The sequence below is a fragment of the Massilia sp. 2TAF26 genome, assembly GCF_052115005.1.
Lineage (GTDB): Bacteria > Pseudomonadota > Gammaproteobacteria > Burkholderiales > Burkholderiaceae_D > Telluria.
The window spans coordinates 116844-140512 of sequence record NZ_JBFRFV010000010.1; the positions used below are offsets into that span (position 1 = coordinate 116844).

The 23669-nt window shown below is 64.1% G+C and carries 15 protein-coding genes; 10 read left to right on the forward strand and 5 right to left on the reverse strand.

The features are described 5' to 3' along the window. Positions 1-18: 18 nt before the first annotated feature. Positions 19-1305 carry a DUF3472 domain-containing protein gene (locus AB4Z32_RS12980; RefSeq protein WP_442122257.1) on the reverse strand — a complete coding sequence of 429 codons (1287 nt, stop codon included), beginning with the start codon at positions 1303-1305 and terminating at the stop codon, positions 19-21. A gap of 275 nt (positions 1306-1580) precedes the next feature. Here AB4Z32_RS12980 and AB4Z32_RS12985 point away from each other — a divergent pair, with 275 nt between their 5' ends. The 5 genes from AB4Z32_RS12985 (at position 1581) to AB4Z32_RS13005 (ending at position 9723) form a co-directional block, all read left to right on the forward strand. After that, positions 1581-3980: a glucose/quinate/shikimate family membrane-bound PQQ-dependent dehydrogenase gene (locus AB4Z32_RS12985; RefSeq protein WP_442122258.1), complete on the forward strand. Its 2400-nt coding sequence runs from the start codon at positions 1581-1583 to the stop codon at positions 3978-3980. Between the two features lie 53 nt (positions 3981-4033). Continuing rightward, entirely contained in the window at positions 4034-5365 is a 1332-nt protein-coding gene (locus AB4Z32_RS12990; RefSeq protein WP_442122259.1) for a carbohydrate porin, read from the forward strand. A 56-nt stretch (positions 5366-5421) separates the two neighbouring features. Further along, entirely contained in the window at positions 5422-5997 is a 576-nt protein-coding gene (locus AB4Z32_RS12995) for a DUF1648 domain-containing protein (RefSeq protein ID WP_442122260.1), read from the forward strand. Between the two features lie 480 nt (positions 5998-6477). Then, positions 6478-8847, forward strand: a complete 2370-nt coding sequence (locus tag AB4Z32_RS13000; protein WP_442122261.1) for a PAS domain-containing protein — start codon at positions 6478-6480, stop codon at positions 8845-8847. Between the two features lie 348 nt (positions 8848-9195). Continuing rightward, entirely contained in the window at positions 9196-9723 is a 528-nt protein-coding gene (locus AB4Z32_RS13005; RefSeq protein ID WP_442122262.1) for a DUF1003 domain-containing protein, read from the forward strand. A 345-nt stretch (positions 9724-10068) separates the two neighbouring features. Here AB4Z32_RS13005 and AB4Z32_RS13010 read toward each other — a convergent pair whose 3' ends face one another. From AB4Z32_RS13010 to AB4Z32_RS13025, 4 genes are all read right to left on the reverse strand, one after another. Continuing rightward, the gene (locus AB4Z32_RS13010; RefSeq protein WP_442122263.1) at positions 10069-11304 is read right to left on the reverse strand and encodes a type II secretion system F family protein; all 1236 of its coding nucleotides are present in this window, start codon (positions 11302-11304) and stop codon (positions 10069-10071) included. A gap of 21 nt (positions 11305-11325) precedes the next feature. Then, positions 11326-13053 (reverse strand): type IV-A pilus assembly ATPase PilB, encoded by a 1728-nt coding sequence (pilB, locus tag AB4Z32_RS13015; protein ID WP_442122264.1) that lies wholly within the window; start codon positions 13051-13053, stop codon positions 11326-11328. Between the two features lie 323 nt (positions 13054-13376). Continuing rightward, the gene (locus AB4Z32_RS13020) at positions 13377-14675 is read right to left on the reverse strand and encodes an HlyC/CorC family transporter (RefSeq protein ID WP_442122265.1); all 1299 of its coding nucleotides are present in this window, start codon (positions 14673-14675) and stop codon (positions 13377-13379) included. 61 nt (positions 14676-14736) lie between these two features. Beyond that, a complete protein-coding gene (locus tag AB4Z32_RS13025) occupies positions 14737-15294 on the reverse strand; it encodes a ClpP family protease (protein ID WP_442122266.1) in 558 nt (185 codons plus the stop codon). A 205-nt stretch (positions 15295-15499) separates the two neighbouring features. On the opposite strand from AB4Z32_RS13025, the gene xdhA reads away from it, so the two are divergent. From xdhA to AB4Z32_RS13050, 5 genes are read left to right on the forward strand one after another with little or no spacing between them, the layout of a single operon-like run. Next, positions 15500-16957, forward strand: coding sequence for a xanthine dehydrogenase small subunit (gene xdhA / locus AB4Z32_RS13030; protein ID WP_442122267.1), 1458 nt, complete (start codon positions 15500-15502; stop codon positions 16955-16957). 13 nt (positions 16958-16970) lie between these two features. Further along, positions 16971-19319, forward strand: coding sequence for a xanthine dehydrogenase molybdopterin binding subunit (gene xdhB / locus AB4Z32_RS13035; protein WP_442122268.1), 2349 nt, complete (start codon positions 16971-16973; stop codon positions 19317-19319). Position 19320: 1 nt separating this feature from the next. Continuing rightward, positions 19321-20331, forward strand: a complete 1011-nt coding sequence (gene xdhC, locus AB4Z32_RS13040; RefSeq protein WP_442122269.1) for a xanthine dehydrogenase accessory protein XdhC — start codon at positions 19321-19323, stop codon at positions 20329-20331. Beyond that, positions 20331-21641, forward strand: coding sequence for a guanine deaminase (gene guaD / locus AB4Z32_RS13045; RefSeq protein WP_442122270.1), 1311 nt, complete (start codon positions 20331-20333; stop codon positions 21639-21641). The genes xdhC and guaD overlap by 1 nt, the downstream gene beginning before the upstream one ends. A gap of 45 nt (positions 21642-21686) precedes the next feature. After that, complete coding sequence (locus AB4Z32_RS13050) at positions 21687-23186, forward strand: adenosine deaminase family protein (RefSeq protein ID WP_442122271.1); 1500 nt, start codon at positions 21687-21689, stop codon at positions 23184-23186. The last annotated feature ends 483 nt before the right edge of the window (positions 23187-23669 follow it).

The window sequence follows — 23669 nt, forward strand, 5'->3', positions numbered from 1 at the left end:
ACTCCTGATGGTTTGCGCTCACTGCAGCGGCAGGGCGTTGAGGTCGACGGCGGGCGGGGTGCCGGTGGCCGGGCGGGTGAAGTTCTGGTTGATCGGCACGTAGTTGCTGAAGAAGCCGCCGTTGCGCAGGTAGAAGCTGCTGCCGCGCCGGCCGCCGGCATAGTCCATGCGCTGGGCGTTGGCCGCGGTGGCGTCGCCGGTGAAGCGGGCGGTGGTGATTTCGGTCCAGCTGCCGGTGTTCGAGCGCGCCCACTGGTTGCCGTAGTCGGCCGAGCGCTCCATATAGCCGTTGGTGTCGATGAAGTTCTCGAGGAAGGAGTAGACGCCGGTCAGGTAGCTGGAGGTTCCCGGCCGCTTCCAGGTGGCGATGTACTTCCAGGCGCCGGTTTCCGGAGCGAAGAACCAGGCCGAGTAATCGGTGCCGCCGGCGCCGTCGGGCCGGGCGCGGGTGATGAAGCGATAGGTATTCCCGGCGATCCAGTTGAAGCGCAGGTAGGACTGGCCGCCGGTGCCTTCGCCGCCGAAGCCGTTGTCGACCACGCCGGCGCCCTTGCCGACAAGAGTGGTCCTGGCGCCGTTGTCGGCATCCCAGACCGAGAACAGCATCCAGCGCTCGCTCGGCGACTTCACCTGCATGCCGAAGTAGCCGCCGGTGAAGCCGTTGGCCATGAAGTAGGAGCCGATCTTGTCCTGCCCCTGCGGGACCGTGACCTCGTTGTAGAAGTACTCGGTCTGCGCCGGGACCGTGAAGCCGAGGTGCACCGAAGGACCGCGCCGCGACCAGTAGTAGTTGGCCGGATCGTTCGCGTAGTTCAGCGTCGCCTCGGTCGACACGCCGATCGAGGACACGTCGCCGAAATAGCCGCCATCCTTGCTCACGCCCTGCAGGTCCACCTTCACGTAACCAGCGGGGACGATCACGGTGCCGACCGGGTAATTTTTGGTGACGTTGCCCGTCAAGGTGACGTCGAAGGGCGTGCCGTTGATGCTGACGCGGACGGTGCTGCGCGTGCTGCCGGCCAGGCGCGCATTGAGCGACACCGTCACCGCCGCCGGACAGCTGCGCGAACAGTTGGGGGATGCGGCCACGCGGAAGTACGTGCTGGTGACGGTGCCGGCGCTGGTCCAGTTGCCGAGTCCATTGCTGGTAATGACTTCGGCGGCGTTCGGCGCCGCGCTGGTGACGAAGGCGTTGCCGGCGAGGGCGACCACGGCGTCGGTGGCCGCCGCCGGCAGAGGCGCCAGGGCCACGGCGGCGGCGGCGGCGAAGGCGGCAGCATTCAAATACTTGATCCTGCGTTCCATTGCATCTCCTTATGTGATTGTCATAAAGCGAAAGATATTAATTAAATTTCTTTCTTTTTTATTACGATTGCCTGGGTAATTTACGAATAAAAGAAAGTATCGTCAACAAAAACATAAGTTTCATGCCGATGATCAGATAAAAAACCAAATATATGTTTCGTTTATAGCTGAGATGGATTTTTGGCTTTCGTTTTGCCGGAATGGTGTGGTGCGCTCCGATTCTCCGGTGACGTGTAATCTGACCCTGTCTACATCGGTGCAAGCGGTAGATCATCATGTCCACAGAACAAGCAAGGCCGCTGGGATCCACCGGCTTCGTCAGCCTCCTGTTCACCGTGCTGACAGGGCTGTATCTGCTGATCGGCGGCGCTTGGCTGCTGTCGCTGGGCGGATCGGCGTATTACCTCATCACCGGCATCGTGCTGCTCGGCGTGGCATGGCTGCTGTTCCGCCGCCGCCCCGGCGCGCTCGCGCTCTATGCCCTGGTGCTGGTCGGCACGGCGGCCTGGTCGCTGTGGGAATCGGGGTCCGATTTCTGGGCGCTCGCGCCGCGCTCGGGCGTGCTGGTCGTCTTCGGCGTCTGGCTGCTGCTGGTGAGCCTGCGTCCGGTGGCGCCGCCCAGGTTCGACAGCGGCTCGCTGCTTGCGGCGCTGGTGATCTGGGCGGGCGTGCTGGTCTACGCAGCCTTCAACGATCCGCAGACCGTCGACGGCCGCTTCGCCGCTGCCGCCGGAGCGCAAGCGGCGAACGCCAACGTGAATGCCGGCGCCGGCGATCCGGCCGACTGGCCCGCCTATGGCCGCACGCAGGCGGGCACGCGCTACTCGCCGCTGCGGCAGATCACGCCGGACAACGTCAGGAACCTGCAGGTCGCCTGGACCTTCCGCACCGGCGACATGAAGGGGCCGAACGATCCCGTCGAGATCACCGACGAAGTCACGCCGGTCAAGATCGGCGACCTGCTGTATCTGTGCTCGCCGCACCAGAAACTGTTCGCCCTCGATGCGAAGACCGGCGCGCTGAAGTGGAAGTTCGATCCGGGTCTGCGGACCGACCCGAGCTTCCAGCACGTGACCTGCCGCGGCGTGTCCCATGTCGACCTGGCGCAGGGCGCCGCTTTGGCTGCCAGCACAGCTAGCGGCCCGGCCCCGGCCTGCACGCGCCGCATCTTCCTGCCGGTGAATGACGGCCACCTCTACGCCCTCGACGCGCTCACCGGCGAGCGCTGCGCCGACTTCGCCGACAAGGGCGACCTCGACCTCCAGCACGGCATGCCGGTGACGAACCAGGCCAGGAACATGTACGAGCCGACTTCGCCGCCGGTCGTCACGGGCAAGGTGATCGTGGTGGCGGGGGCGGTCGAGGACAACTACTCCACGCGCGAACCGTCCGGCGTGATCCGCGGCTTCGACGTCAGGACCGGCGAGCTGCTGTGGGCCTTCGATCCCGGTGCGCCCGATCCGAACAGGATTCCGGGCCCCGGCGAGCACTACGTATGGAATTCGCCGAACTCGTGGGCGCCCGCCGCCTACGACCCGCAACTCGACATCGTCTACCTGCCGATGGGCGTATCGACACCGGATATCTGGGGCGGCAAGCGCACGCCCGACCAGGAGCGCCATGCGTCCGGCCTGCTGGCGCTGCATGCGTCGACGGGCAAGCTGGCCTGGTTCTACCAGACCGTGCACCACGACTTGTGGGACATGGACCTGCCGTCGCAGCCGACGCTGGCCGACATCACCGGCAAGGACGGCAAGACCATTCCGGTCGTGTACGCGCCAACGAAGACGGGCAACCTGTTCGTGCTCGACCGCCGCAGCGGCGCGCTGGTCGTGCCCGCGCCCGAAAGGCCGGTGCCGCAGGGCGCGGCGCCCGGCGACCGTGTCTCGTCGACCCAGCCCTTCTCCGAACTCACTTTCCGCCCGTCGAAGCTGCTCACCGATGCCGACATGTGGGGCGCGACCGTGTACGACCAGCTCGTGTGCCGCGTGATCTTCCACCGGCTGCGCTACGAAGGCACCTTCACGCCGCCCTCGTTGCAGGGCACGCTCGTCTTCCCCGGCAACCTCGGCATGTTCGAATGGGGCGGCATCGCCGTCGACACCGATCGCCAGATCGCCATCGCCAATCCGATGGCGCTGCCTTTCGTCTCGCGCCTGGTGCCGCGCGGCCCGAACAATCCGGTGGAACCGGTACCCGGCGTGAAGGGCGGCGGCTCGGAACAGGGCCTGCAGACGCAATACGGCGTGCCCTACGGCGTGACCCTGAATCCTTTCCTCTCGCCGATCGGCCTGCCGTGCAAGCAGCCGGCCTGGGGGTATATCTCCGCGATCGACCTGAAGACCAACAGGATCGTGTGGAAGAAGCGCATCGGTACGGTGCGCGACAGCTCGCCGGTGCCGCTGCCCTTCAAGATGGGCATGCCGATGCTGGGCGGCCCGATCGTGACGGCCGGCGGCCTCGCCTTCATCGGCGCGACCGCGGACAACTATCTGCGCGCCTTCGACGTGAACACCGGCAGGCAGCTCTGGCAGGCCCGCCTGCCGGCAGGCGCCCAGGCCACGCCGATGACTTATTCCGCCAACGGCAAACAGTACGTCGTGATCGCCGCGGGTGGCCACGGATCCTTCGGCACCAGACTGGGCGATTATGTGATCGCCTATGCGCTGCCCTAGGCGAACTCCATCGCCTCGATACGACTCCAAGGTGTCAATGCAGGGGGAATCACATGGCGACGCTCGACAGGCTTTTCCGTTCCCGGCGCTCCCTGGTCCGGCCCGGCGTCCTTGCCGCGGCGGCCTTGCTGGGCCAGGCCATGGCCCATGCCGGCGACCTCACGACCAGCCCCACCCTGACCGGCGACTGGGGCGGCCTGCGCAAGCAGCTGGCCGACCGCGGCGTGGTGTTCAATCTCGGCTACGGCAACCAGCTGGCCCACAACTTCAGCGGCGGCACCGAACACCTGACGCGCGACACCGACCAGTGGGAATTCGGCACCACCGTCGACCTCGACAAGCGCTGGGGCTGGCGCGGCGGCAGCTTCCAGTTCACCATGACCGACCGTAATGGCCGCAATCTCGGCGCGGACGCACACATCGGCAACAACTTGCTGATCCAGGAAGTCTATGGACGCGGCCAGACCTGGCATCTGACGCAGTTGTGGCTGAACCAGAAGCTGCTCGACGACCGCCTGGAACTCAAGTTCGGGCGCATGACCCTCAGCGAGGATTTCTTCAGCTTTTCCTGCGACTTCCAGAACCTGACTTTCTGCAGCGCCCAGCCGGGCAACCTGGTCGGCAACTACTGGGTCAACTGGCCGACCAGCCAATGGGCCACGCGCATCAAATACCACCCGTCCGCGGACAGCTACGTGCAGCTGGGCGTCTACCAGGTCAATCCGAAGTACGTGGACGACGAGTACGCGCGCCACAACGGCTGGAAGCCGAACAACCCGAGCGGCACCACCGGCGCCCTGATCCCGCTGGAGCTCGGCTGGCAGCCGAACTGGCAGGGCCTGCCCGGTTCCTACAAGCTGGGCGCCTGGTACAACACTTCGGACGGCAAGGACCTGTTCTTCGACCGCAACCACAACCCGCGCGGCCTGACGGGACTGGAACCCCTCGAGCGCAACGGCCAGTACGGTGCCTACCTGAGCCTGCAGCAGAAGGTGACCGGAACGGCCAAGGGTAGCGGCGCGACGCTGTTCCTGAATTTCACGCAGGCCGACCACGACACGGCCCAGTTGGACCACCAGCTCACGCTGGGCGTGCAGTACAAGGGCCCGTTCGAAAGCCGCGCCCAGGACTCGATCGGCTTCGCCGTGGGTGCCACCCACAACAATGGGCGCTTCGCCGATTTCACGCGCCAGAACAATGCCCGCACCGGCCGGGACACCGTCGCGGGCGGTGGCTACGAATACGTGGGCGAGCTGTATTACTCCTGGTTGCCGCTGCCCTCGGTGGTTTTGCGTCCCAATCTTCAGTACATCGTGCATCCGGGCGGCACGACGCGCAACAGCAATGCCTTCGTGATCGGTTTGAAATCCAGTCTCAGCTTCTAATGCGTGCGGGGTAGGAACTGGTATTCTGGAGGCGCTAACTGATTGCAAGGGAAAAATTGAACAAGCTTTTCGCCGCTGCCCTGAATGCGATTCTCATTGCCGCCATGTTCGGCATTGCACTCTGGGCGATTCACGAATTGCCTGCCGGCGGGCAGGTCGTGATTCATTGGGGTTCGGATGGCAGGCCGGATGCCTGGGTCGGGGAGTGGGCCGGCCTCTTGATTATTCCGATCGTCGCCTGTGTGGTGTGGTTCTTGATGTCCGTGTCGCCGCAGGGCTTTTCATCGTCGGGAGATTCCGTTCCGCCGGCGCGGGTCCGGCGTACCGTGTTTTCGCGCCTGCTTTTCGTCCAGCTTGCGATCCAGGCGGTCATTGCGATTCATGCGCTGGGACGTGAGGTCGATACCAGCAACTATATTGCCCTTGCGCTGGGCATGCTCTATATCGCGATTGGGGCGCTCGACAAATCGCGCAAGGCCGGGCGCTGGATTTTCGTGGCGAGCGGGCTGGGGATGCTGGTTGCCGCGTTCGGGCTGGAGCGGGGGGATAAGGTGCTCGGGGTGTTTGTGCTGGCACTTGGAGCACCCTTGGTGACGGTGCTCTATTCCCACTTGATGAGCCGTACCGGATAGATGAGCAAGCTTTCCAAAATGGGTACATTGGCAGCAGCTTCACACCTCTTAAGTGGTTCAAGCATATTACCCGATAGACATCATCGCACTTTGTCAGTAGACTGAAAAAGTATGGTCTTGCGTGCAACGGCTGGGCAAGGCAAGCAGGTTTGCCAGCCGAGTTTCCATGGGAGCGGCCGGCGTGATTTCTTCCACACTTTTTTGTCAATAAGTACAATATCCCTGTAGCCGGTGCAGTCTTGAGATGCATGGGCTGCCTAACTTACAATTCTTTAGTTGGCTAGCCACTGGAACTGAGCAACTATTCGGGAAGACACTGTCCCGCAGGCAGCGAGCGACCGGGTAGAGTCTTATCCTTCGCCTCTAAAAATGTAGACTTAACCCAAGCAAGCTGTGCGAATCGCTTCTGCGCCGCTGATATATTGAGCCATACCAATGATCGACCACCCAGACCAGCCGCACTTGCGCGGTGGTGGCGCTATGGGCGCACTGATCCGTTGCCACGACTGGTCGACGACGCCGCTTGGCGCACCGGGATCTTGGCCTCTGTCCCTGAAGACGGCCGTGAGCCTGATCCTGCGCGCGCAGCAGCCTATGTACATCGGCTGGGGGCCACGCTGCATCTCGCTCTATAACGACGACTACATCCCGATCCTTGGCGACAAACATCCCGATGCGCTCGGCCATTCGATGGCCGATGTCTGGGGCGAGATCTGGGACGAACTAGGGCCGTTGAACGAGGCCGTCATGCGCGGCGAGTCGCTGTCATTCGAGAACAAGCTGTTCCGCTTGGCCAGCCGCAAGACGCCCGGACCACACTATTTCAGCTTCACCTACACGCCCTTGCTGGATGACGACGGGCAGGTCGCGGGCATCTTCTGCGCAGCGATCGAAACCACCTCGACAGTGATGCTCGCGGACAACGCACGTGCCGCGAGCGCGGCGCAGCAGGCCCTGGCCGAGAGCGAAGAACGCCTGCGCCTGGCCACGGACGCTTCCGAGATCGCGTTCTGGGACGTGAACGTGCCCGAGGGCAGCCTGATCTGGCAACCAGGGCTGCGAACCATGTTCGGCATCACGACCGATGAAGCGCTTTCGCTGGACGACTTCTTCGCGGGCCTGCATCCGGACGATCGGGCGACAGTGGCCCGCGCATTCGCGGCGGCGTGCGATCCGCAGCGGCGCGAGCTTTACAACGTCGAGTACCGCACGGTGGGACGCGACGACGGCCGGGTTCGCTGGATTGCGGCCAAGGGACGCGGACTATTCGACGACGCCGGCCGCTGTGTGCGCGCTAACGGCACGGCTATGGACATCACCAGCCGCAAGACCACCGAACTGGCGATGGAGATGGCCCTGGAAGCCAGCCGCACCGGCACCTTCCACTGGGACATCCAGGACAACCGGCTCACCTGGGATGGCGCGCTTGACCGCCTGTTCGGACTGCGCCCCGGGGAGGCGGTGCGTAGCCTCGACCAATTCATCGCGCTGGTTCATCAGGACGACCGCGCCGAGGTTATCCGCCGCTGCGAACGCTGCCGCGATGACGGTGACGATTTCGAGATGGAGTTCCGGGTGGTGTACCCGGATGGTTCGGTGCACTGGCTGTATGATCGTGGCCGGACCTTCCTGGACCCGACGGGCCGCGCGAAGACAATGACCGGCGCTTGTGTCGACATTACCGACTATGTACGCACGCGCGAGGCGCTTAAGCTTGCCGATCGCCAGAAGGACGACTTTCTTGCCACGCTCGCGCACGAGTTGCGCAATCCGCTCGCACCTTTGCGCACCGGGCTGCAATTGCTGCAGAACATCAAAGGCGAGCTGCCGAGCCAGGCGGATCAGGTGCTGGGCATCATGCAACGCCAGCTCGATCACATGGTGCACTTGGTCGACGACCTGCTCGACATTGCCCGCATCCGGCAGGGCAAAATCCTGCTGAGGCAGGAACCGCTTTCGCTGCAATCCGTGCTCGAACAAGCGCTGGAGGGCGTGCAGGCTCTGCTCGATGCGCAGGGCCATGAGGTCATTTGGCAAGGTGTGGATCGGGGGCTATGGGTCACGGGTGACCCGACCCGGCTAGTGCAGGTGGTGGGCAACCTGCTTAACAACGCGGCGAAGTACACGCCACGTGGAGGCCGCGTGGCGCTGCGCGGTGGCGAGTCCCCTCAGCCCGGCATGCTGCTCATCGAAGTGGCCGACACGGGCATCGGCATCCCGCCCGATATGATCGAGCACGTGTTCGACCGGTTCGCGCAGGTGCAGCAGCACCTGGACCATGCACAGGGCGGGCTGGGCATCGGCCTGAGCGTCGTCAAGGGCTTGGTCGAGATGCACGGTGGCCGCGTCGCCGCCCAGAGCGCCGGCCCGGGCGCAGGAAGCCTGTTCCGCATCTGGCTGCCGCGTGCCGACATGCCGGAGCCGGCCGAGGCCGCACCGCCTTCGAGTCAGGGCGCCATCGAGCGGCACAGGGTGCTGGTCGTCGACGATAACCGCGACGCGGCCGAGACCATGGCCATGGTGCTGGACATGAGCGGCCACGAGGTATTCCTCGCGCACGACGGGCAGACAGCGGTAGAAATGGTGAAGCGGCATGACCCTGCGGTGGTGTTCCTCGACATCGGGATGCCGGGCATGAATGGCTACGAGACTGCATTCCTGTTACGGGCCTTGCCGGGCGCGCAGGCTCGGGTGCTGGTGGCGCTCACCGGCTGGGGCAGCGAGGCCGATCAGGCGCGCAGCCTCGAGGCGGGTTTCGACCTCCACCTTACCAAGCCGGTCGACATCGACAAAGTCCAGCGCGTGCTGTCGGCGAGGTTCAAACACGAGGTTCGCGCGTCGACGCTGTAAGGGCCTTGATTCAGGCGGATGCCTGAAGTGCCGCCCGAGTCCAAGCTCCAGGTTTTAGGACGCCAGAAACTCATGGTCTCAATCAAAGAAACTGTCGACCTGGTTGCCAGGCCGTTAAATCTCGGCATACCGGCTTTTTTCATGACAGGCACTTCAACGAGGTGCATCCGCATTCGGCCCTAGGGTACAAATCGCCGCGCATGTTTAGGAAAAAGCGACGACGTCAGGCCCTGGAAACTGACGCTAACTAAGCATCAGGCTGTGTCCGGGAAAAGCAGGGCAAGGTCACCAAGACTTGAACTTGATGTGAGTTATAGTGAGCGTGTCGGGCCTTCTTAAGGGGATGTCATGAACTCGTCTCAAGTCCACACTTTATCTTCGGAAGGTGAGCCTGATGTCGATCACTTGCGCTTCCATCGTCAGCACGAACATTTGTTCAAGACGTTTGGCAGTGACTTGTTTGGACTGCGAGCGGAAGCCTTCGCCCGTTTCTTCGGAACGCCGGTTTTTCTCGGTGGGCAAACCTTAATCGTCGCCGTCTGGATCGCAGCAAACGTGCTGGGCTTCACGCATTTTGACCTTTACCCTTTCATTCTTTTGAATTTGGCGTTCAGCCTCCAGGCGGCTTATGCGGCGCCGCTTATCTTGCTTGCCCAAACTCGCCAGGCAGCGCGGGACAAGGCCCATTCCGACGCGGATGCCAAGCACCGCGAAGCAATCGCCACTGCGTCAACCAAGCAATCCGAGCAGATGCTTGAGCTGCTCCGTCAGAATACAGAGCTGACGGAAATCACCAAAGCCATGGCGGAACGCATCGAAAAGCTGACGACGGAAATGCATCAGCATTTCGTACGGGATAACGAGCAAAAAAACTGAGTGCAATTTCTTATATACACCGAGGCTCGCTCTCGCCTTGGCACCCCTTCATGGTCGATGTTGGTCGAGCAAATCTACTAGTTTGGTAACGTCGATTTTGGTAACGTCGATTTTGGTAACGTCGATTGGTTTCACGAGATGATGGCCGAACCCAGCTGCCGTGGTTTTACGCCTGTCATGCTCCTGGCCGTATCCTGGCATTCCCCCACCGCGACGGACACTTTCGATAGGTCTTGGCATCTCGCTTGTGCAGTAGTTTGCCAAACCCGAGCAAACTACTGCGAACACCATGAGATCACTGCGAATTCACTGCGAAGTATTCTGAGAACCTATAATGTCAAAGTTTTAAACCACCGACCCCAGCTTGAAGATAGGCAGATACATCGCCACCACCAGGCCGCCGATCAGCACGCCCAGGATCACCATGATCATCGGCTCCATCAGCGAAGACAGCGCGCTCACCGCCTCGTCGACTTCCTCTTCATAGAAATCCGCAACCTTGCCCAGCATGCCGTCGAGGGCGCCGGATTCTTCGCCGATGGCGACCATCTGGGTGACCATGTTCGGGAACACGTTGGCGTTCTGCATGGCCGCCGTCAGGCTGGTGCCGGTGCTGACTTCGGTCTGGATCTTTCTCGTCGCGTCCAGGTAGACCGCGTTGCCGGAGGCGCCGCCGACGGAGTCGAGGGCTTCGACCAGCGGCACGCCGGCCGCGAACATGGTGGCCAGGGTGCGGGTCCAGCGGGCGATGGTCGCCTTGCGGATCACGTCGCCGAAGACCGGCAGGCGCAGCATCAGGCGGTCCATGGCCTGCTGCATCTTCAGCGAGCGGCGCCAGGACTGGAAGAAGAAGTAGATGGCGCCGAACAGCGAACCGAAGATGATGTACCACCACTTCACCACGAAGTCGGACATCGCCATCACCACCAGGGTCGGGGTCGGGAGGTCGGCGCCGAAGGTGGTGAATACTTCCTTGAAGGCAGGCACCACCCAGATCATGATCACGGCGGTGACGATGAAGGCGATCGCCAGGATCGAGATCGGGTACATCAGGGCCGACTTGATCTTGCCCTTCAGGGCCAGGGTCTTTTCCTTGTAGATCGCCAGGCGCGTCAATAAGTCTTCGAGGATGCCGGCCTGTTCGCCGGCGCCCACCAGGTTGCAGAACAGCGGGTCGAAATAGAGCGGGTATTTGCGGAAGGCGTTGTTCAGGCTGGTGCCGGTCTCGATGTCGGCGCGCAGGTCCATGATCAGCTTGGACATCGACGGATTCGAGTGGCCCTTGCCGACGATGTCGAAGGATTGCAGCAGCGGCACGCCGGCCTTCATCATGGTGGCGAGCTGGCGCGTGAACAGGGTCAGGTCCTTGTCGACGATCTTCTTGCCGCTGCGGTAGGCTTTCTTCTTGACCTTGGTGACCATGATGCCCTGGCGGCGCAGGGTCACGTTGACGATGGTTTCGCCGCCGGCGCGCATCTCGCCGCGCACGGTCTTGCCGGTCTTGTCCTTGCCTTCCCAGGCGTAGACGTGCTCCTTGATCTGGGCGCCGCCAGCGCTGCGGACTTGGGCCGAAGTTGCCATGTGTTTTCCCGTATTGGTTTACTACTCGTTGGTGCAGCCGAGCACTTCTTCGAGGCTGGTCAGCCCCTGTTTCACCTTCATCAGGCCGGAGCGGCGCAGCGAGTTCACGCCTTCGCTTTCGGCCTGGGCGGCAATCTCCATCGAGTTGCCGTTGGCCAGGATCAGGGCCTCGATGCTTGGGCTGATCGGCATGATCTGGTAGATGCCGACCCGGCCCTTGTAGCCGGAACCCAGGCAGCGTTCGCAGCCGACCGGGCCGTAGGGCTTCCATTCGCCGTCCAGGTCGCTGTCGCGGAAGCCCGCCGCCTTCAGCACGTCGCGCTCGATGTCGAGGGGCTGCTTGCAGGTGCACAGGCGGCGCGCCAGGCGCTGGGCCGTGATCATGATCACCGAAGAAGCGATGTTGAAGGGCGCCACGCCCATGTTCATGAGGCGCGTCAGCGTGGACGGCGCGTCGTTCGTGTGCAGGGTCGAGAACACCATGTGGCCGGTCTGGGCGGCCTTGATGGCGATGTCGGCGGTTTCGAGGTCGCGGATCTCGCCGACCATGATGATGTCCGGATCCTGGCGCAGGAAGGCTTTCAGGGCGACCGGAAAGGTGAGTCCGGCCTTTTCGTTGACGTTGACCTGGTTCACGCCGGGCAGGTTGATCTCGGCCGGGTCTTCGGCCGTCGAGATATTGATGCCCGGCTTGTTCAGCAGGTTCAGGCAGCTATATAAGGACACCGTCTTGCCGGAGCCGGTCGGCCCCGTCACCAGCACCATGCCGTAGGGGCGGGTGATGGCGTCGATCAGCAGCGCCTTCTGGTCCGGGTCGTAGCCCAGCGAGTCGATGCCCATCTGCGCCTGGGTGGCGTCGAGGATACGCATGACCGTCTTTTCGCCGAACAGGGTCGGCAGGGTGCTGACACGGAAGTCGATCGACTTGGTCGGCGACAGCACCAGGCGCATGCGGCCGTCCTGCGGCACGCGCTTTTCGGAGATGTCGAGCTTGGCCAGCACCTTGATGCGCGAGACCAGCTTGTCGCGGATCGACAGCGGCGGCGCCAGGTGGTCGCGCAGCACGCCGTCCACGCGTAGGCGGATCCGGTACTGCTTTTCGTAGGGCTCGAAGTGGATGTCCGAAGCGCCCAGCGTGATCGCGTCCATCAGCACCTTGTTCAGGAAGCGCACGATGGGCGCGTCCTCGACTTCGGTGGCGGCGGCTTCGACCGCCGCGGCGTGCGGCTCGTCCTCGGCGAATTCGATCTCGGCATCGTCGCCGACCAGCTCGCTGATGCTCTGTTCGGCGTTCTTCGACAGGCCGGCCAGCAGGGCCAGCAGGGTGTCGTGGGCGACGATCACCGGCTCGACCGAGGCTTCGCTCTGGAACTTGATCTGGTCCAGGGCCTGGGAATTGGTCGGATCGGACAGCGCCACCGACAGCTTGTTGCCACGCTTGGACAGCGCCACCACGCGCTGGCCCTGCATCAGGCGGGCATCGATGGCGTTGGTGGGGAGGGAGTCCACATTGAAGGTGGACAGGTCGAGCAGGGGATAGCCGAAGGTCTCGGCGCAGAATACCGCCAGGCCCCGCGCATCGATGATTCCGGCGCCGAGCAAGGTGTCGATGAAACCAGTCTTGTCGGCGGCGGCCTTCTTTTGGAGGCCGTCCGCCTGCGCTAGCGTCAATCGCCCCGCCTGGACCAGGGCGCGCGCCAACCCGGGCAATGCGGTGCCTGCGGTCGTGTTGGGGAGGACTGCTGCCATAGGATCAGGGACGGAGTGTCGACAAGGGGCCGGGCTGGACGGTTATGCCCGGCGGCTGCTTGGGATCATGCCCGCAGGCATCAAATTTGTAAAGAGATTGGCGTTGGGAAAGAGGCGTGCATACCACGTAGACGGAATGGTATTGCTGAGGTGATAAGCTGTTGGCTGGGGTCATTGCGGCTCCTGGGTGGGCAAAAGCACATCGTCGTTCCCGACATTGTCGGAAACGACTTCCCGCGGAGGCGGGAATCCAAGTTTGCTTGAGCTAAGGAAACGCATACAAACCTGGGCCCCCGCCTTCGCGGGGGCGACGTGGCGGCTTTTCAGGCCGCCAGCCACCGTTTGACGGCAGCCGGCCGCAACAGTTTCACGATCTTGATTGACTGATTCTGCACCTGCACCACTTCGATCACGCACTGGCCCACCTTCAGCGCAATCGGAAACTCGGGAATTTCCTGCAGCAGTTCCAGCAGCAGGCCGTTGACCGTCTTCGGCCCGTCCAGCGGCAGTTCCAGGCCCAGCTTCTTGTTGATGTCGCGCAGAGGCGTGCTGCCTTCGAGCAGGCATTCGCCTTTCGTGTTCCAGGCCATGGCGTCGGCGCGCGCATTGCTCGGGGTCGAGGTGGTGAAGTCGCCGATCATTTCCTCGATGATGTCCTCGAGCGTGACCAGGCCCTGCACTTCGCCGTATTCGTCGACGATGATGCCCAGCCTTTCCTTGTTTTCCTGGAAATACTGAAGCTGGGTAAAAACGTCCGTGTCCTGGGGGATGAAGTAGGGCTCGCTCAGCAGTCCCCGGATGTGGTCGACCGTCAGCTCGTCCGCTTCGTTGAGCAGCCGGACCGCCTTGCGGACCGCCAGGATGCCGACCACCTTGTTGATCTCGCCTTCATAGACCAGCAGCTTGCGGTGGTAGGAGGTGGTCAGCTCGGCCATGATGTCCTCGACCGGTGATGCCAGGTTCAGGGCTTCGATCTGGCTGCGCGGGGTCATGATGTCCTCGACCGAGATCTTTTCCAGGTCGAACAGGTTGAGCAGGATGCTCTTGTGCTTTTGCGGCATGAAGTTGCCGCCTTCCAGCACGACGGTGCGCAATTCCTCCGGCGACAGGCGCTGCTGGTGGGCGTCGGCGCCGCCGCGGATGCCCAGCGGACGCAAGATGGCGGAGACGAACAGGTTGACGAACCAGATCGCCGGCTTGGCCAGCTTCATCAGCGGCCGCAGCACCAGGCTGGTGCCCAGCGAGATGCGTTCCGGATAGGTGGCACCGATCACTTTTGGTGCGATCTCGGCGAACACGATCAGCAGGAAGGCCACGCTGGCGGTGGCGATCGTGATGACGCTTTCCTCGTGGCCGAAGAACAGGATCGCGATCGCCGTCACCAGGGCGGTGGCCATCGCATTGATCAGGGTATTTGCGATCAGCACCAGCGACAGCAGCTTGTCGGTACGCTCCAGCAGCCACAGGGTGGTGACGGCGCCGCGGTGGCCGCGCTTGGCCAGGTGGCGCAAGCGGTATTTATTGGCTGCCATCAGGGCCGTTTCCGCCATCGCGAAAAAGGCCGAGCAGAGAATCAGGAGAACGAGGGCGAGGACGAGCGCCCAAAGGGGTACGGATTCCAAGGTTTACCGTGAAGAATCGGGGAGAGGTCGATTCTAAGGTACGGGGGTGGGGGCTGCAAGTTCAGTTCCACCAATGCGAAGTCGTACCCGCTTCCGGCAATCGGACTTGGCGCGCATCGTGGACGATTCCCGCCTCGACGGCCTGTTCGGCCGTGTAGATACGCGAACTGCCCGTCAAAAAGCCGCGGATGTCCTGGGGCGTGCGGGCGCCGCGCGTCGCTTCTTCGAAGATCGAGGCATAGCGCTCGGCGTCGAAATCCAGGCAGTCGCGCCATTCCGAGATGCGGGCATGATCGGCCGCCACCAGGTTGCCGAAGCCCCAGTGCAGCGGGTGGATCAGGAAGCGGGTGCCGGGGCAGGCGTAGCGCTTCTGGCCGGCCAGGAAGATCGCGACCCCCACCGATTCGACGCTGCCGACATTCCAGGTGGTGAGGGGCAGCGGCAGGGACTTGAGAAAGAAATAGAGGGCGAAGCCGGCCGTCATGTTGCCGCCCTCGGTGGACATGTGGAGTTCGATTTCGCTGGCGCCGCTCTGCAGGGCTTGCAGGCACAGGTTGCGCACCGTGCAGGCCGAGTTGGCGTTGATGGGACCAATGAAATGAACGATGTGTAGCGCCATGCTTCCTCCTCGAGACGGTTCAAGCATAGCAAGTTCCGGCGTTTCGCCTCGTCTTGTTCAGCCGCCGCGCCCGCACCGGGAATATACTGGGGTAAGAGGTTTGGTTGAACTATTCGATATTGATGATATTCAAAATCATCCGCCGGATATATCATGCGCCCCCGCCGATGTTAATCTCGCACGCTGGGTTAAATCCGAGGCAACAATGTCCACACCGATCCGATTCTTCTACCGCGGGGCCGTCCACGAAGTGAGCGGCGCCCCCACCACGCAGACCGTCCTTCAGCATCTGCGGGAAGACCTGCATTGCACCGGCACCAAGGAAGGCTGCGCGGAGGGCGACTGCGGTGCCTGCACCGTGGTGATCGGTTCGCTGGAGAACGGCCGGCTCGAGATGAAGGCCGTGAATTCCTGCATCCAGTTCACGCCGACCCTGGACGGCAAGGCCCTGTTCACCGTCGAAGACCTGCAGCAGGCCGGCGGCGACCTGCACCCGGTGCAGCAGGCCCTGGTCGAGTGTCACGGCTCGCAGTGCGGCTTCTGCACGCCTGGCTTCGCGATGTCGCTGTGGGGGATGTATCTGAAGAGCGAAGGGCAGGGCTGCCCCTCGCGCCGCGAGATCGACGACACCCTGTCCGGCAACCTGTGCCGCTGCACCGGCTACCGTCCCATCATCGACGCCGCCCGCCGCATGACGGAACTGCCGCGCGTGGACTTCGACCGCGAGGCGCTGGCCGCCACCCTGCGCGGCCTGCAACGCGAAGCCGGCGCCGTCTACAGCGCACAGGGCCAGACCTTCCACGCCCCGCGCAGCGTCGACGAACTGGTGGCCGCGCGCGCCGCCCATCCGCAAGCCGTGCTGCTGGCCGGTTCGACCGACGTCGGTCTCTGGGTCACCAAGCAGATGCGCGAGCTCACCGACATCATCTATCTCGGCCACGTCGAGGAACTGAAATCCGTGCGCGAGCACGACGGCCTGCTCGAGATCGGCGCCGGGGTGTCCCTGAACGATGCCTATGCGGCGATCTGCGCGCGCTATCCCGCGCTTGCCGAGCTGTGGCAGCGCTTCGCTTCCCTGCCGATCCGCAATGCCGGCACCCTGGGCGGCAACGTCGCCAACGGTTCGCCGATCGGCGACTCGATGCCCTGGCTGATCGCCCTCGGCAGCCGCCTGGTGCTGCGCGGCCCGGACGGCGAGCGCGAGCTGGCGCTGGAAGACTTCTATCTCGGCTACCAGCAGAAGGACCTGCAGCCGGGCGAATTCGTGCAGGCGCTGCGGATTCCGCTGCCGCGCGAGCGCGTCGCTTTCCGCACCTATAAACTGGCCAAGCGCTTCGACCAGGATATCTCGGCCGTGTGCGCCGCCTTTGCCCTCGAACTGGATGATGGCGTCGTCAGGCAGGCGCGCATCGCCTTCGGCGGCATGGCCGCGACGCCCAAGCGTGCGGCGGCAGCCGAGGCCCTGCTGCTGGGCCGCGCCTGGGACGAGGCCGCGCTGGCCGATGCGATGGCGGCGCTGGCCAAGGACTATGCGCCGCTGACCGACATGCGCGCCTCGAACAGCTACCGCATGCAGGGCGCGCAGAACCTGCTGCGCCGCTTCTGGCTCGAAACGCGGACCGAGAACCCGCTGCCGGCCGAAGCCGTGAACGTATTCGCGTAAGGAGACACTGACCATGAACGACATGAGCGCACCGGATCTGAACACGGCGGCGTGGAGCGCGGTCGGCGTTTCGCGGGCCCACGAATCGGCCCGCCTGCACGTGCTCGGCCAGGCCGACTACACCGACGACATCGACGAGGTGCGCGGCACCCTGCACGCGGCCCTGGGTCTCTCCGCCAGGCCGCATGCGAAGATCGTCTCGATGGACCTGGCGCCAGTCCGTGCCAGCCGCGGCGTGGTCGCGGTCTATACCGCGCAGGACATTCCCGGCACCAACGATTGCGGCCCCATCATCCACGACGATCCCATCCTGGCCGACGGCCTGGTCCAGTACGTGGGCCAGCCGCTGTTCGTGGTGGTGGCGGACAGCCATGACAACGCGCGCCGCGCCGCGAAGAAAGGCGTGGTCGCCTACGACGAGCTGCCGGCCATCCTGACGCCGCAGGCCGCGCGCGCCGCACAAAGCTATGTGCTGCCGCCGATGCGGCTGGCGCGCGGCGATGCGCAGGCGGCTTTCGAGCGCGCGCCGCACCGGGTGAAGGGCGAGCTGCACGTCGGCGGCCAGGAGCAGTTCTATCTCGAAGGCCAGATCGCCTACGCCATCCCGCAGGAAAACGATGGCATGCTGGTGTTGTGCTCGACCCAGCACCCGAGCGAGATGCAGCACGTGGTCGCGCATGCGCTGGGCCTGCACTCGCACCACGTGGTGGTCGAATGCAGGCGCATGGGCGGCGGCTTCGGCGGCAAGGAATCGCAGTCGGCGCTGTGGGCGGCGGCGGCGGCCGTGTCGGCCAGGCTGTGCGGCCGCCCGGTCAAGCTGCGCGCCGACCGCGACGACGACATGCTCGTCACCGGCAAGCGCCACTGCTTCCACTATGAATACGAAGTCGGCTACGACGGCGAAGGCCGCATCGTCGGCGCGAAAGTCGACATGGTCTCGCGCGCCGGCTTCTCGGCCGACTTGTCCGGCCCGGTGGCCACGCGCGCCGTCTGCCACTTCGACAACAGCTACTACCTGGCCGACGTCGACATCCGCGCCGCCTGCGGCAAGACGAATACGCAATCGAATACCGCCTTCCGCGGCTTCGGCGGTCCGCAGGGCGCGATCGCGATCGAGTACGTGCTCGACGAGATCGCGAGGAACCTCGGCCGCGACGCCCTCGACGTCCGCAAGCTGAATTTCTACGGCCGCAGTGGTGACGGTATGGAGCGCAACGTCACGCCCTACGGCCAGGTCATCGTCGACAACGTGATCCACGAACTGGTCGACGAGCTGGAAGCCAGCAGCGAATACCGTGCGCGCCGCGCCGCCGTCGACGCCTTCAACGAGTCCAGCCCGGTGCTGAAGAAGGGCGTGGCGCTCACCCCGGTCAAGTTCGGCATCGCCTTCAACGTCACCCACCTGAACCAGGCCGGCGCCCTGGTGCACGTGTACGTGGACGGTTCCATCCTCGTCAACCACGGCGGCACCGAGATGGGGCAGGGCGTCAACACCAAGGTCATGCAGGTGGTGGCGCACGAGCTGGGCGTGGACCTGTCCCGCGTGCGCATCACCGCCACCAATACCAGCAAGGTCGCGAATACCTCGGCCACCGCGGCCTCCACCGGCGCGGACCTGAACGGCAAGGCGGCCCAGGACGCGGCGCGGAGAATCCGCGAGCGGCTGGCGGCATTCGCGGCCAGGCAGCACGGCGGCGCAGCGGAAGACGTGCGCTTCGCGGCCGACACGGTATTCGCGAACGGCGCCGAGATCCCCTTTGACGAGCTGGTGGCGAAAGCCTACCTGGCGCGCACCCAGCTGTGGTCGGACGGCTACTACGCGACCCCCGGCCTGTCCTGGGATCCGAAGACCATGACCGGCCGTCCCTTTTCCTATTTCGCCTACGGCGCCGCGGTGTCCGAGGTGATCGTCGACACCCTTACCGGCGAATGGAAGCTGCTGCGCGCCGACGCGCTCTACGATGCGGGCAAGTCCCTGAATCCGGCCATCGACATCGGCCAGGTCGAGGGCGCCTTCATCCAGGGCATGGGCTGGCTGACCACCGAAGAACTGTGGTGGGACCAACGCGGCACCTTGAAGACCCATGCGCCGTCGACCTACAAGATCCCGGCGGTGTCGGACTGCCCGGAGGACTTCCGCGTGCGCCTGTTCGAGAACCGCAACGTCGAAGACTCGATCCACCGCTCGAAGGCCGTCGGCGAGCCGCCGCTGCTGCTGCCGTTCTCGGTGTTCTTCGCGATCCGCGATGCGATTTCCAGCGTCGGCGGTCACAAGGTCAATCCGCCCTTGAACGCGCCGGCGACCTGCGAAGCCATCCTCAACGCCGTCGCCGCCGTCGAAGCGGCCACCCGGGCAGGCTGAGATGGAAGACTGGCTGTTCGTGGCGGCACGTGATGCCGGGCCCGAGGCCGCGCCCAGGGTCCTGGTGACCGTGGCCGCGGTCGAAGGCTCGGTGCCGCGCGAACCCGGCGCGAAGATGCTGGTCGATGCCGTGCGCCAGTGGGGCACGGTCGGCGGTGGCCACCTGGAGCTGCGCGGCGTCGAGACCGCACGCGCGATGCTGGAAAAGGGGGAGGTCCGGCGCCTGGAACGCTTCCCGCTCGGCCCCAGCCTCGGCCAGTGCTGCGGCGGCGTGGTGCACCTCGCCTTCGAGCTGGCGGATGCCGGCCACCTGGCGGCCCTGGCGGCGCGCGTCAATCAGGACAGCTGGCGCCTGGTGGCGCTGGACGGCGCGCCCGGCCTGGCGCTGTTCGACGCGCACGGACAAACGGTCCACGGCGGCGCGGCGCCGGAATTTGCACGCAACCCCGCCGCTACTCATATAATGCGCGAGCCGGACGGCCGCCGCTGGCTGGTGGATGCCGTCGAAGCCCCGCGCGCGCGCCTGGTGCTGTTCGGCGCCGGCCATGTGGGTGCGGCCATCGTGCGCGTCCTGGCCGGGCTGCCCTGCCGCGTGACCTGGGTCGACGAGCGCGAGGACCTGTTCCCCGCGAACCTGCCGTCCAACGTCGTCGCCGAAGCCACCGACACCCCGGAGGCGCTGGCGGAAAGCGCTGCGCCGGGCACCAGTTTCCTCGTCATGACCCACAGCCATGCGCTCGACCAGCGCCTGGCCGAAACGATCCTGAAACGCCCGTCCTTCGATGAAGACTGGTTCGGGCTGATCGGGTCGAATACCAAACGCAAGCAGTTCGAGCACCGCCTGCGCGAGCGCGGCATCGAGCCCGCGCGCCTGGATGCCATGGTCTGCCCGATCGGCGTGCCCGGCATCGAAGGCAAGCAGCCCGCCGTGATCGCGGTCGCCGTCGCCGCCCAACTGCTGATGGTGTGGGAAGCCCACGCCGCCACTATCGCTTCAACAGGAAGAATCTAATGTCGATCGACACCCAGAACCTGCAGGCCTACCGAGCGAGCCTGCTGCACTTTCACGCGGATCCGGCCTTTCTGGAGTCCGCCCATGCCTGGCACGAGGACGGCCTGCTGGTCGTCGAGAACGGCCGCGTCAAGGCGGCCGGCGACTACGCGAAGCTGGGATCGACCCTGCCGGCAGGTGTCGAGGCGGTCGACTACCGCGGCAAGATCATCACGCCCGGTTTCATCGACACCCACCTGCATTTCCCGCAGACCGACATGATCGCCTCGCCGGCGCCGGGCCTGCTGCCCTGGCTGGAGACCTATACCTTCCCGACCGAGCGCCAGTTCGGCGACCCCGTGCACGCGCGCGCCACCGCCGAGTTCTTCCTCGACGAGCTGCTGAGGAACGGCACCACGACGGCGCTGGTCTACTGCAGCGTGCACAGGGAATCGGTCGACGCCTTCTTCGAGGCGGCGTCGGCGCGCGACCTGCGCATGGGCGCCGGCAAGGTGCTGATGGACCGCCACTGCCCGGACTTCCTGCAGGACACCGCCGACCTGCGCGAGAGCGAGGGACTGATCAAGCGCTGGCACGGGCGGGGGAGAAGCATGTACGCGATCACGCCCCGCTTTGCCCCGACCTCGACCGAGGCCCAGCTGGCCGCCACCGGCGAACTGGCGCGCGCCTATCCGGACATCTTCATCCAGACCCACGTATCGGAAAACAAGGACGAGTGCAAATGGGTGGGCGAGCTGTTCCCGCAGCGCCGCAGCTACCTGGACGTGTACGACCACTATGGCCTGATGCGTGAGCGCGCCATGTATGGACACTGCATCTGGCTGGACGATGCCGACGTCGCCCGCATGGCGGAAAGCGGCTCGGCGATCGCCCACTGCCCGACCTCGAACCTGTTCCTGGGCAGCGGCCTGTTCGACATGGCGCGCGCCGACAAGGCCGGCGCGCTGGTCTCGCTGGGTACCGACGTGGGGGCGGGCACTTCCTTCTCGATGTTGCAAACCATGAATGAAGCGTATAAAGTTGCGCGACTGAAAGGCAGCTACCTCCCGGCCCTGCGCATGTTCTACCTCGCCACGCTGGGCGCCGCGCGCAGCATGCAGCTCGAGGGCACGATCGGGAATTTCGTTCCGGGGCTTGAAGCCGATTTCATCGTGCTCGACCCCAAGGCCACGCCGCTGCTGGAGCGCCGCACCGCGCACAGCAATACGCTCGAGGAAACCCTGTTTGCGCTGGCCCTGCTGGGCGACGACCGTGTCATCCGCGCCACCTACGCGGCCGGCCGTTTGGTCCACGAGCGGACGCTGCCCTGAGGTTTACCCTTGACGTTTCGCCCCTGGATCAGCCACGAGAACTTTATGCAGAACACATTCAGCCGCCGCCTCCCGCTCGCCGTCGCACTGGGCCTGGCCCTGGCCGCCAATGCCGGCGCGCGCCCGACCGCCGCCAACGCCAACGAGGCCGCCACCGCCCGCCATTACGCGGCCCTGATCGCGGGCGCCGAGCCGAAGACGGCCGAGCTGACCATGTTCTTCACCCAGATGCCCAAGGGCGGCGACCTGCACCACCATTATTCCGGCGCCGTTTACGCCGAGACCTATGTCGACTTCCTCGACAAGCAGGGCTATTGCGTCAACAAGCAGACCTACAGGATCGAGACCGACAAGGCGCTGGTCGAGGCCGAGCGCGCCAAGCCGGCGAAAGAGCGCAACTGCCTGGGCACCGCCGACGTCTACGCCGACGATTTCACTTACCGCGAGCTGCTGCAGCGCTGGTCGAGCAAGGATTTCCATAACCACGGCGCCCTGCAGGCGCCGCCGGACCGCCAGTTCTTCCAGACCTTCGGCTACTTCGGCCCGGTCTCCAACGCCAACTTCCACGAAGGCCTGGTCGAGATCAAGGAGCGCGCGATCCGCGAGAACGTCGGCTACATCGAGACCATGTTCAAGATGTCGCCCTTCGTCGCCAACAAGGACTTCGACGCCCAGGCCTGGCAGAACGCCCACGACGACAAGGCCTTCGAGGCCCAGATGCGCGCCTGGATGACCCAGCTCGACGCGGACCAGAAGTTCAACCAGGCGATCGCCGACTTCACGGCCAAAATCGACGAAGCCGCCGCCGGTATCGACGACGAGCGCTTCACCATGCGCTACCAGACCTATGTGCTGCGCCTGCTGAACCCGTCGCAGGTATTCTCCTCGATGCTGGCCGGCTTCAAGGCCGCGAGCAAGGACAGCAAGATCGTCGGCGTCAACATCGTCGGGCAGGAGAGCCAGATGGTGTCGATGCGCGACTACACCCTGCACATGCAGATGTTCCGCTTCCTGAAGTCGGTCTACCCGAAGGTCAAGGTGGCGATGCACGCCGGCGAGCTGGCCCTGGGCGACGTCCCGCCGGAAGACCTGCAGTTCCACATCGACCAGGCCGTCAACCTGGCCGGCGCCGACCGCATCGGCCACGGCATCGACCTGGCCCACGAGAGCAATGCGGTCGCTATCATGCAGCGCATGCGCGAGAAGGACATCCCGGTCGAGATCAACCTGACCTCGAACGCCTTCATCAACGGCGTGCAAGGCGAGAACCACCCGGTCACCCTGTACCGCAAGTACGGCGTTCCCTACGTCATCTCCACCGACGACGCTGGCGTGACCCGCCACAACCTGGCCAACGAATACGTGCTGTTCGCCAGCCGCTACAAGCCGGGCTACGCCGAGCTCAAGAAGGCGTCCTACAACAGCATCCGCTATTCCTTCCTGGATGCCGCCGACAAGGCGCGGCTGACCAAACAGCTGGACCAGCGCTTTGCGAAGTTCGAGGCGGAGATTGCCGGGTTGGATAAGGCTGCGGCGAAGCGCTGATTTTTATTTAGTTAGCAGTAAAGCCGTCGTTCCCGCGAAAGCGGGAACGACGGCTTTGGGCGTGCGTAACTACCCAAAAAATGCATATGTTTATGCTGGCTCTGTGGTCAACTCGCTACAAAACTCACGCTTTCTTCACAGCTTTGCCCAAAAAACAAGCGAAACAATTTTTCTACAGAATGCCTCCCTTATAATCCCGCCGTGCGCTTTTCCTAGGGGAAAGCCGCTCCACACGCGAATTCCTGCCCGTTTTTTCATCAACTTATACGCGCAAGCTATAAATTCCCAAGAGAAAACGTATTTGCTATCAGTTTTGCCTTCATGCATATTGGTCTTTTATTAACCAGTAGCAAAGACGAAGCTGGCAACCAATGGCTGTAACAGCCGGGAAATATTTGGCCGCTAGAATCGCGTGCGCCGCTTTTGTTCTTGAAGCTTTGGCAAGGGCGGTAAAGGGATGTACCGAATGTATAGGCGACGGCG

Bases quoted from the DNA above. Each gene is read 5' to 3' on its own strand.
- AB4Z32_RS12980 (WP_442122257.1), bottom strand. From the start codon at position 1,305: ATGGAACGCAGGATCAAGTATTTGAATGCTGCCGCCTTCGCCGCCGCC.
- AB4Z32_RS12985 (WP_442122258.1), top strand. From the start codon at position 1,581: ATGTCCACAGAACAAGCAAGGCCGCTGGGATCCACCGGCTTCGTCAGC.
- AB4Z32_RS12990 (WP_442122259.1), top strand. From the start codon at position 4,034: ATGGCGACGCTCGACAGGCTTTTCCGTTCCCGGCGCTCCCTGGTCCGG.
- AB4Z32_RS13000 (WP_442122261.1), top strand. From the start codon at position 6,478: ATGGGCGCACTGATCCGTTGCCACGACTGGTCGACGACGCCGCTTGGC.
- AB4Z32_RS13005 (WP_442122262.1), top strand. From the start codon at position 9,196: ATGAACTCGTCTCAAGTCCACACTTTATCTTCGGAAGGTGAGCCTGAT.
- AB4Z32_RS13010 (WP_442122263.1), bottom strand. From the start codon at position 11,304: ATGGCAACTTCGGCCCAAGTCCGCAGCGCTGGCGGCGCCCAGATCAAG.
- pilB (WP_442122264.1), bottom strand. From the start codon at position 13,053: ATGGCAGCAGTCCTCCCCAACACGACCGCAGGCACCGCATTGCCCGGG.
- AB4Z32_RS13025 (WP_442122266.1), bottom strand. From the start codon at position 15,294: ATGGCGCTACACATCGTTCATTTCATTGGTCCCATCAACGCCAACTCG.
- xdhA (WP_442122267.1), top strand. From the start codon at position 15,500: ATGTCCACACCGATCCGATTCTTCTACCGCGGGGCCGTCCACGAAGTG.
- xdhB (WP_442122268.1), top strand. From the start codon at position 16,971: ATGAACGACATGAGCGCACCGGATCTGAACACGGCGGCGTGGAGCGCG.
- xdhC (WP_442122269.1), top strand. From the start codon at position 19,321: ATGGAAGACTGGCTGTTCGTGGCGGCACGTGATGCCGGGCCCGAGGCC.
- guaD (WP_442122270.1), top strand. From the start codon at position 20,331: ATGTCGATCGACACCCAGAACCTGCAGGCCTACCGAGCGAGCCTGCTG.
- AB4Z32_RS13050 (WP_442122271.1), top strand. From the start codon at position 21,687: ATGCAGAACACATTCAGCCGCCGCCTCCCGCTCGCCGTCGCACTGGGC.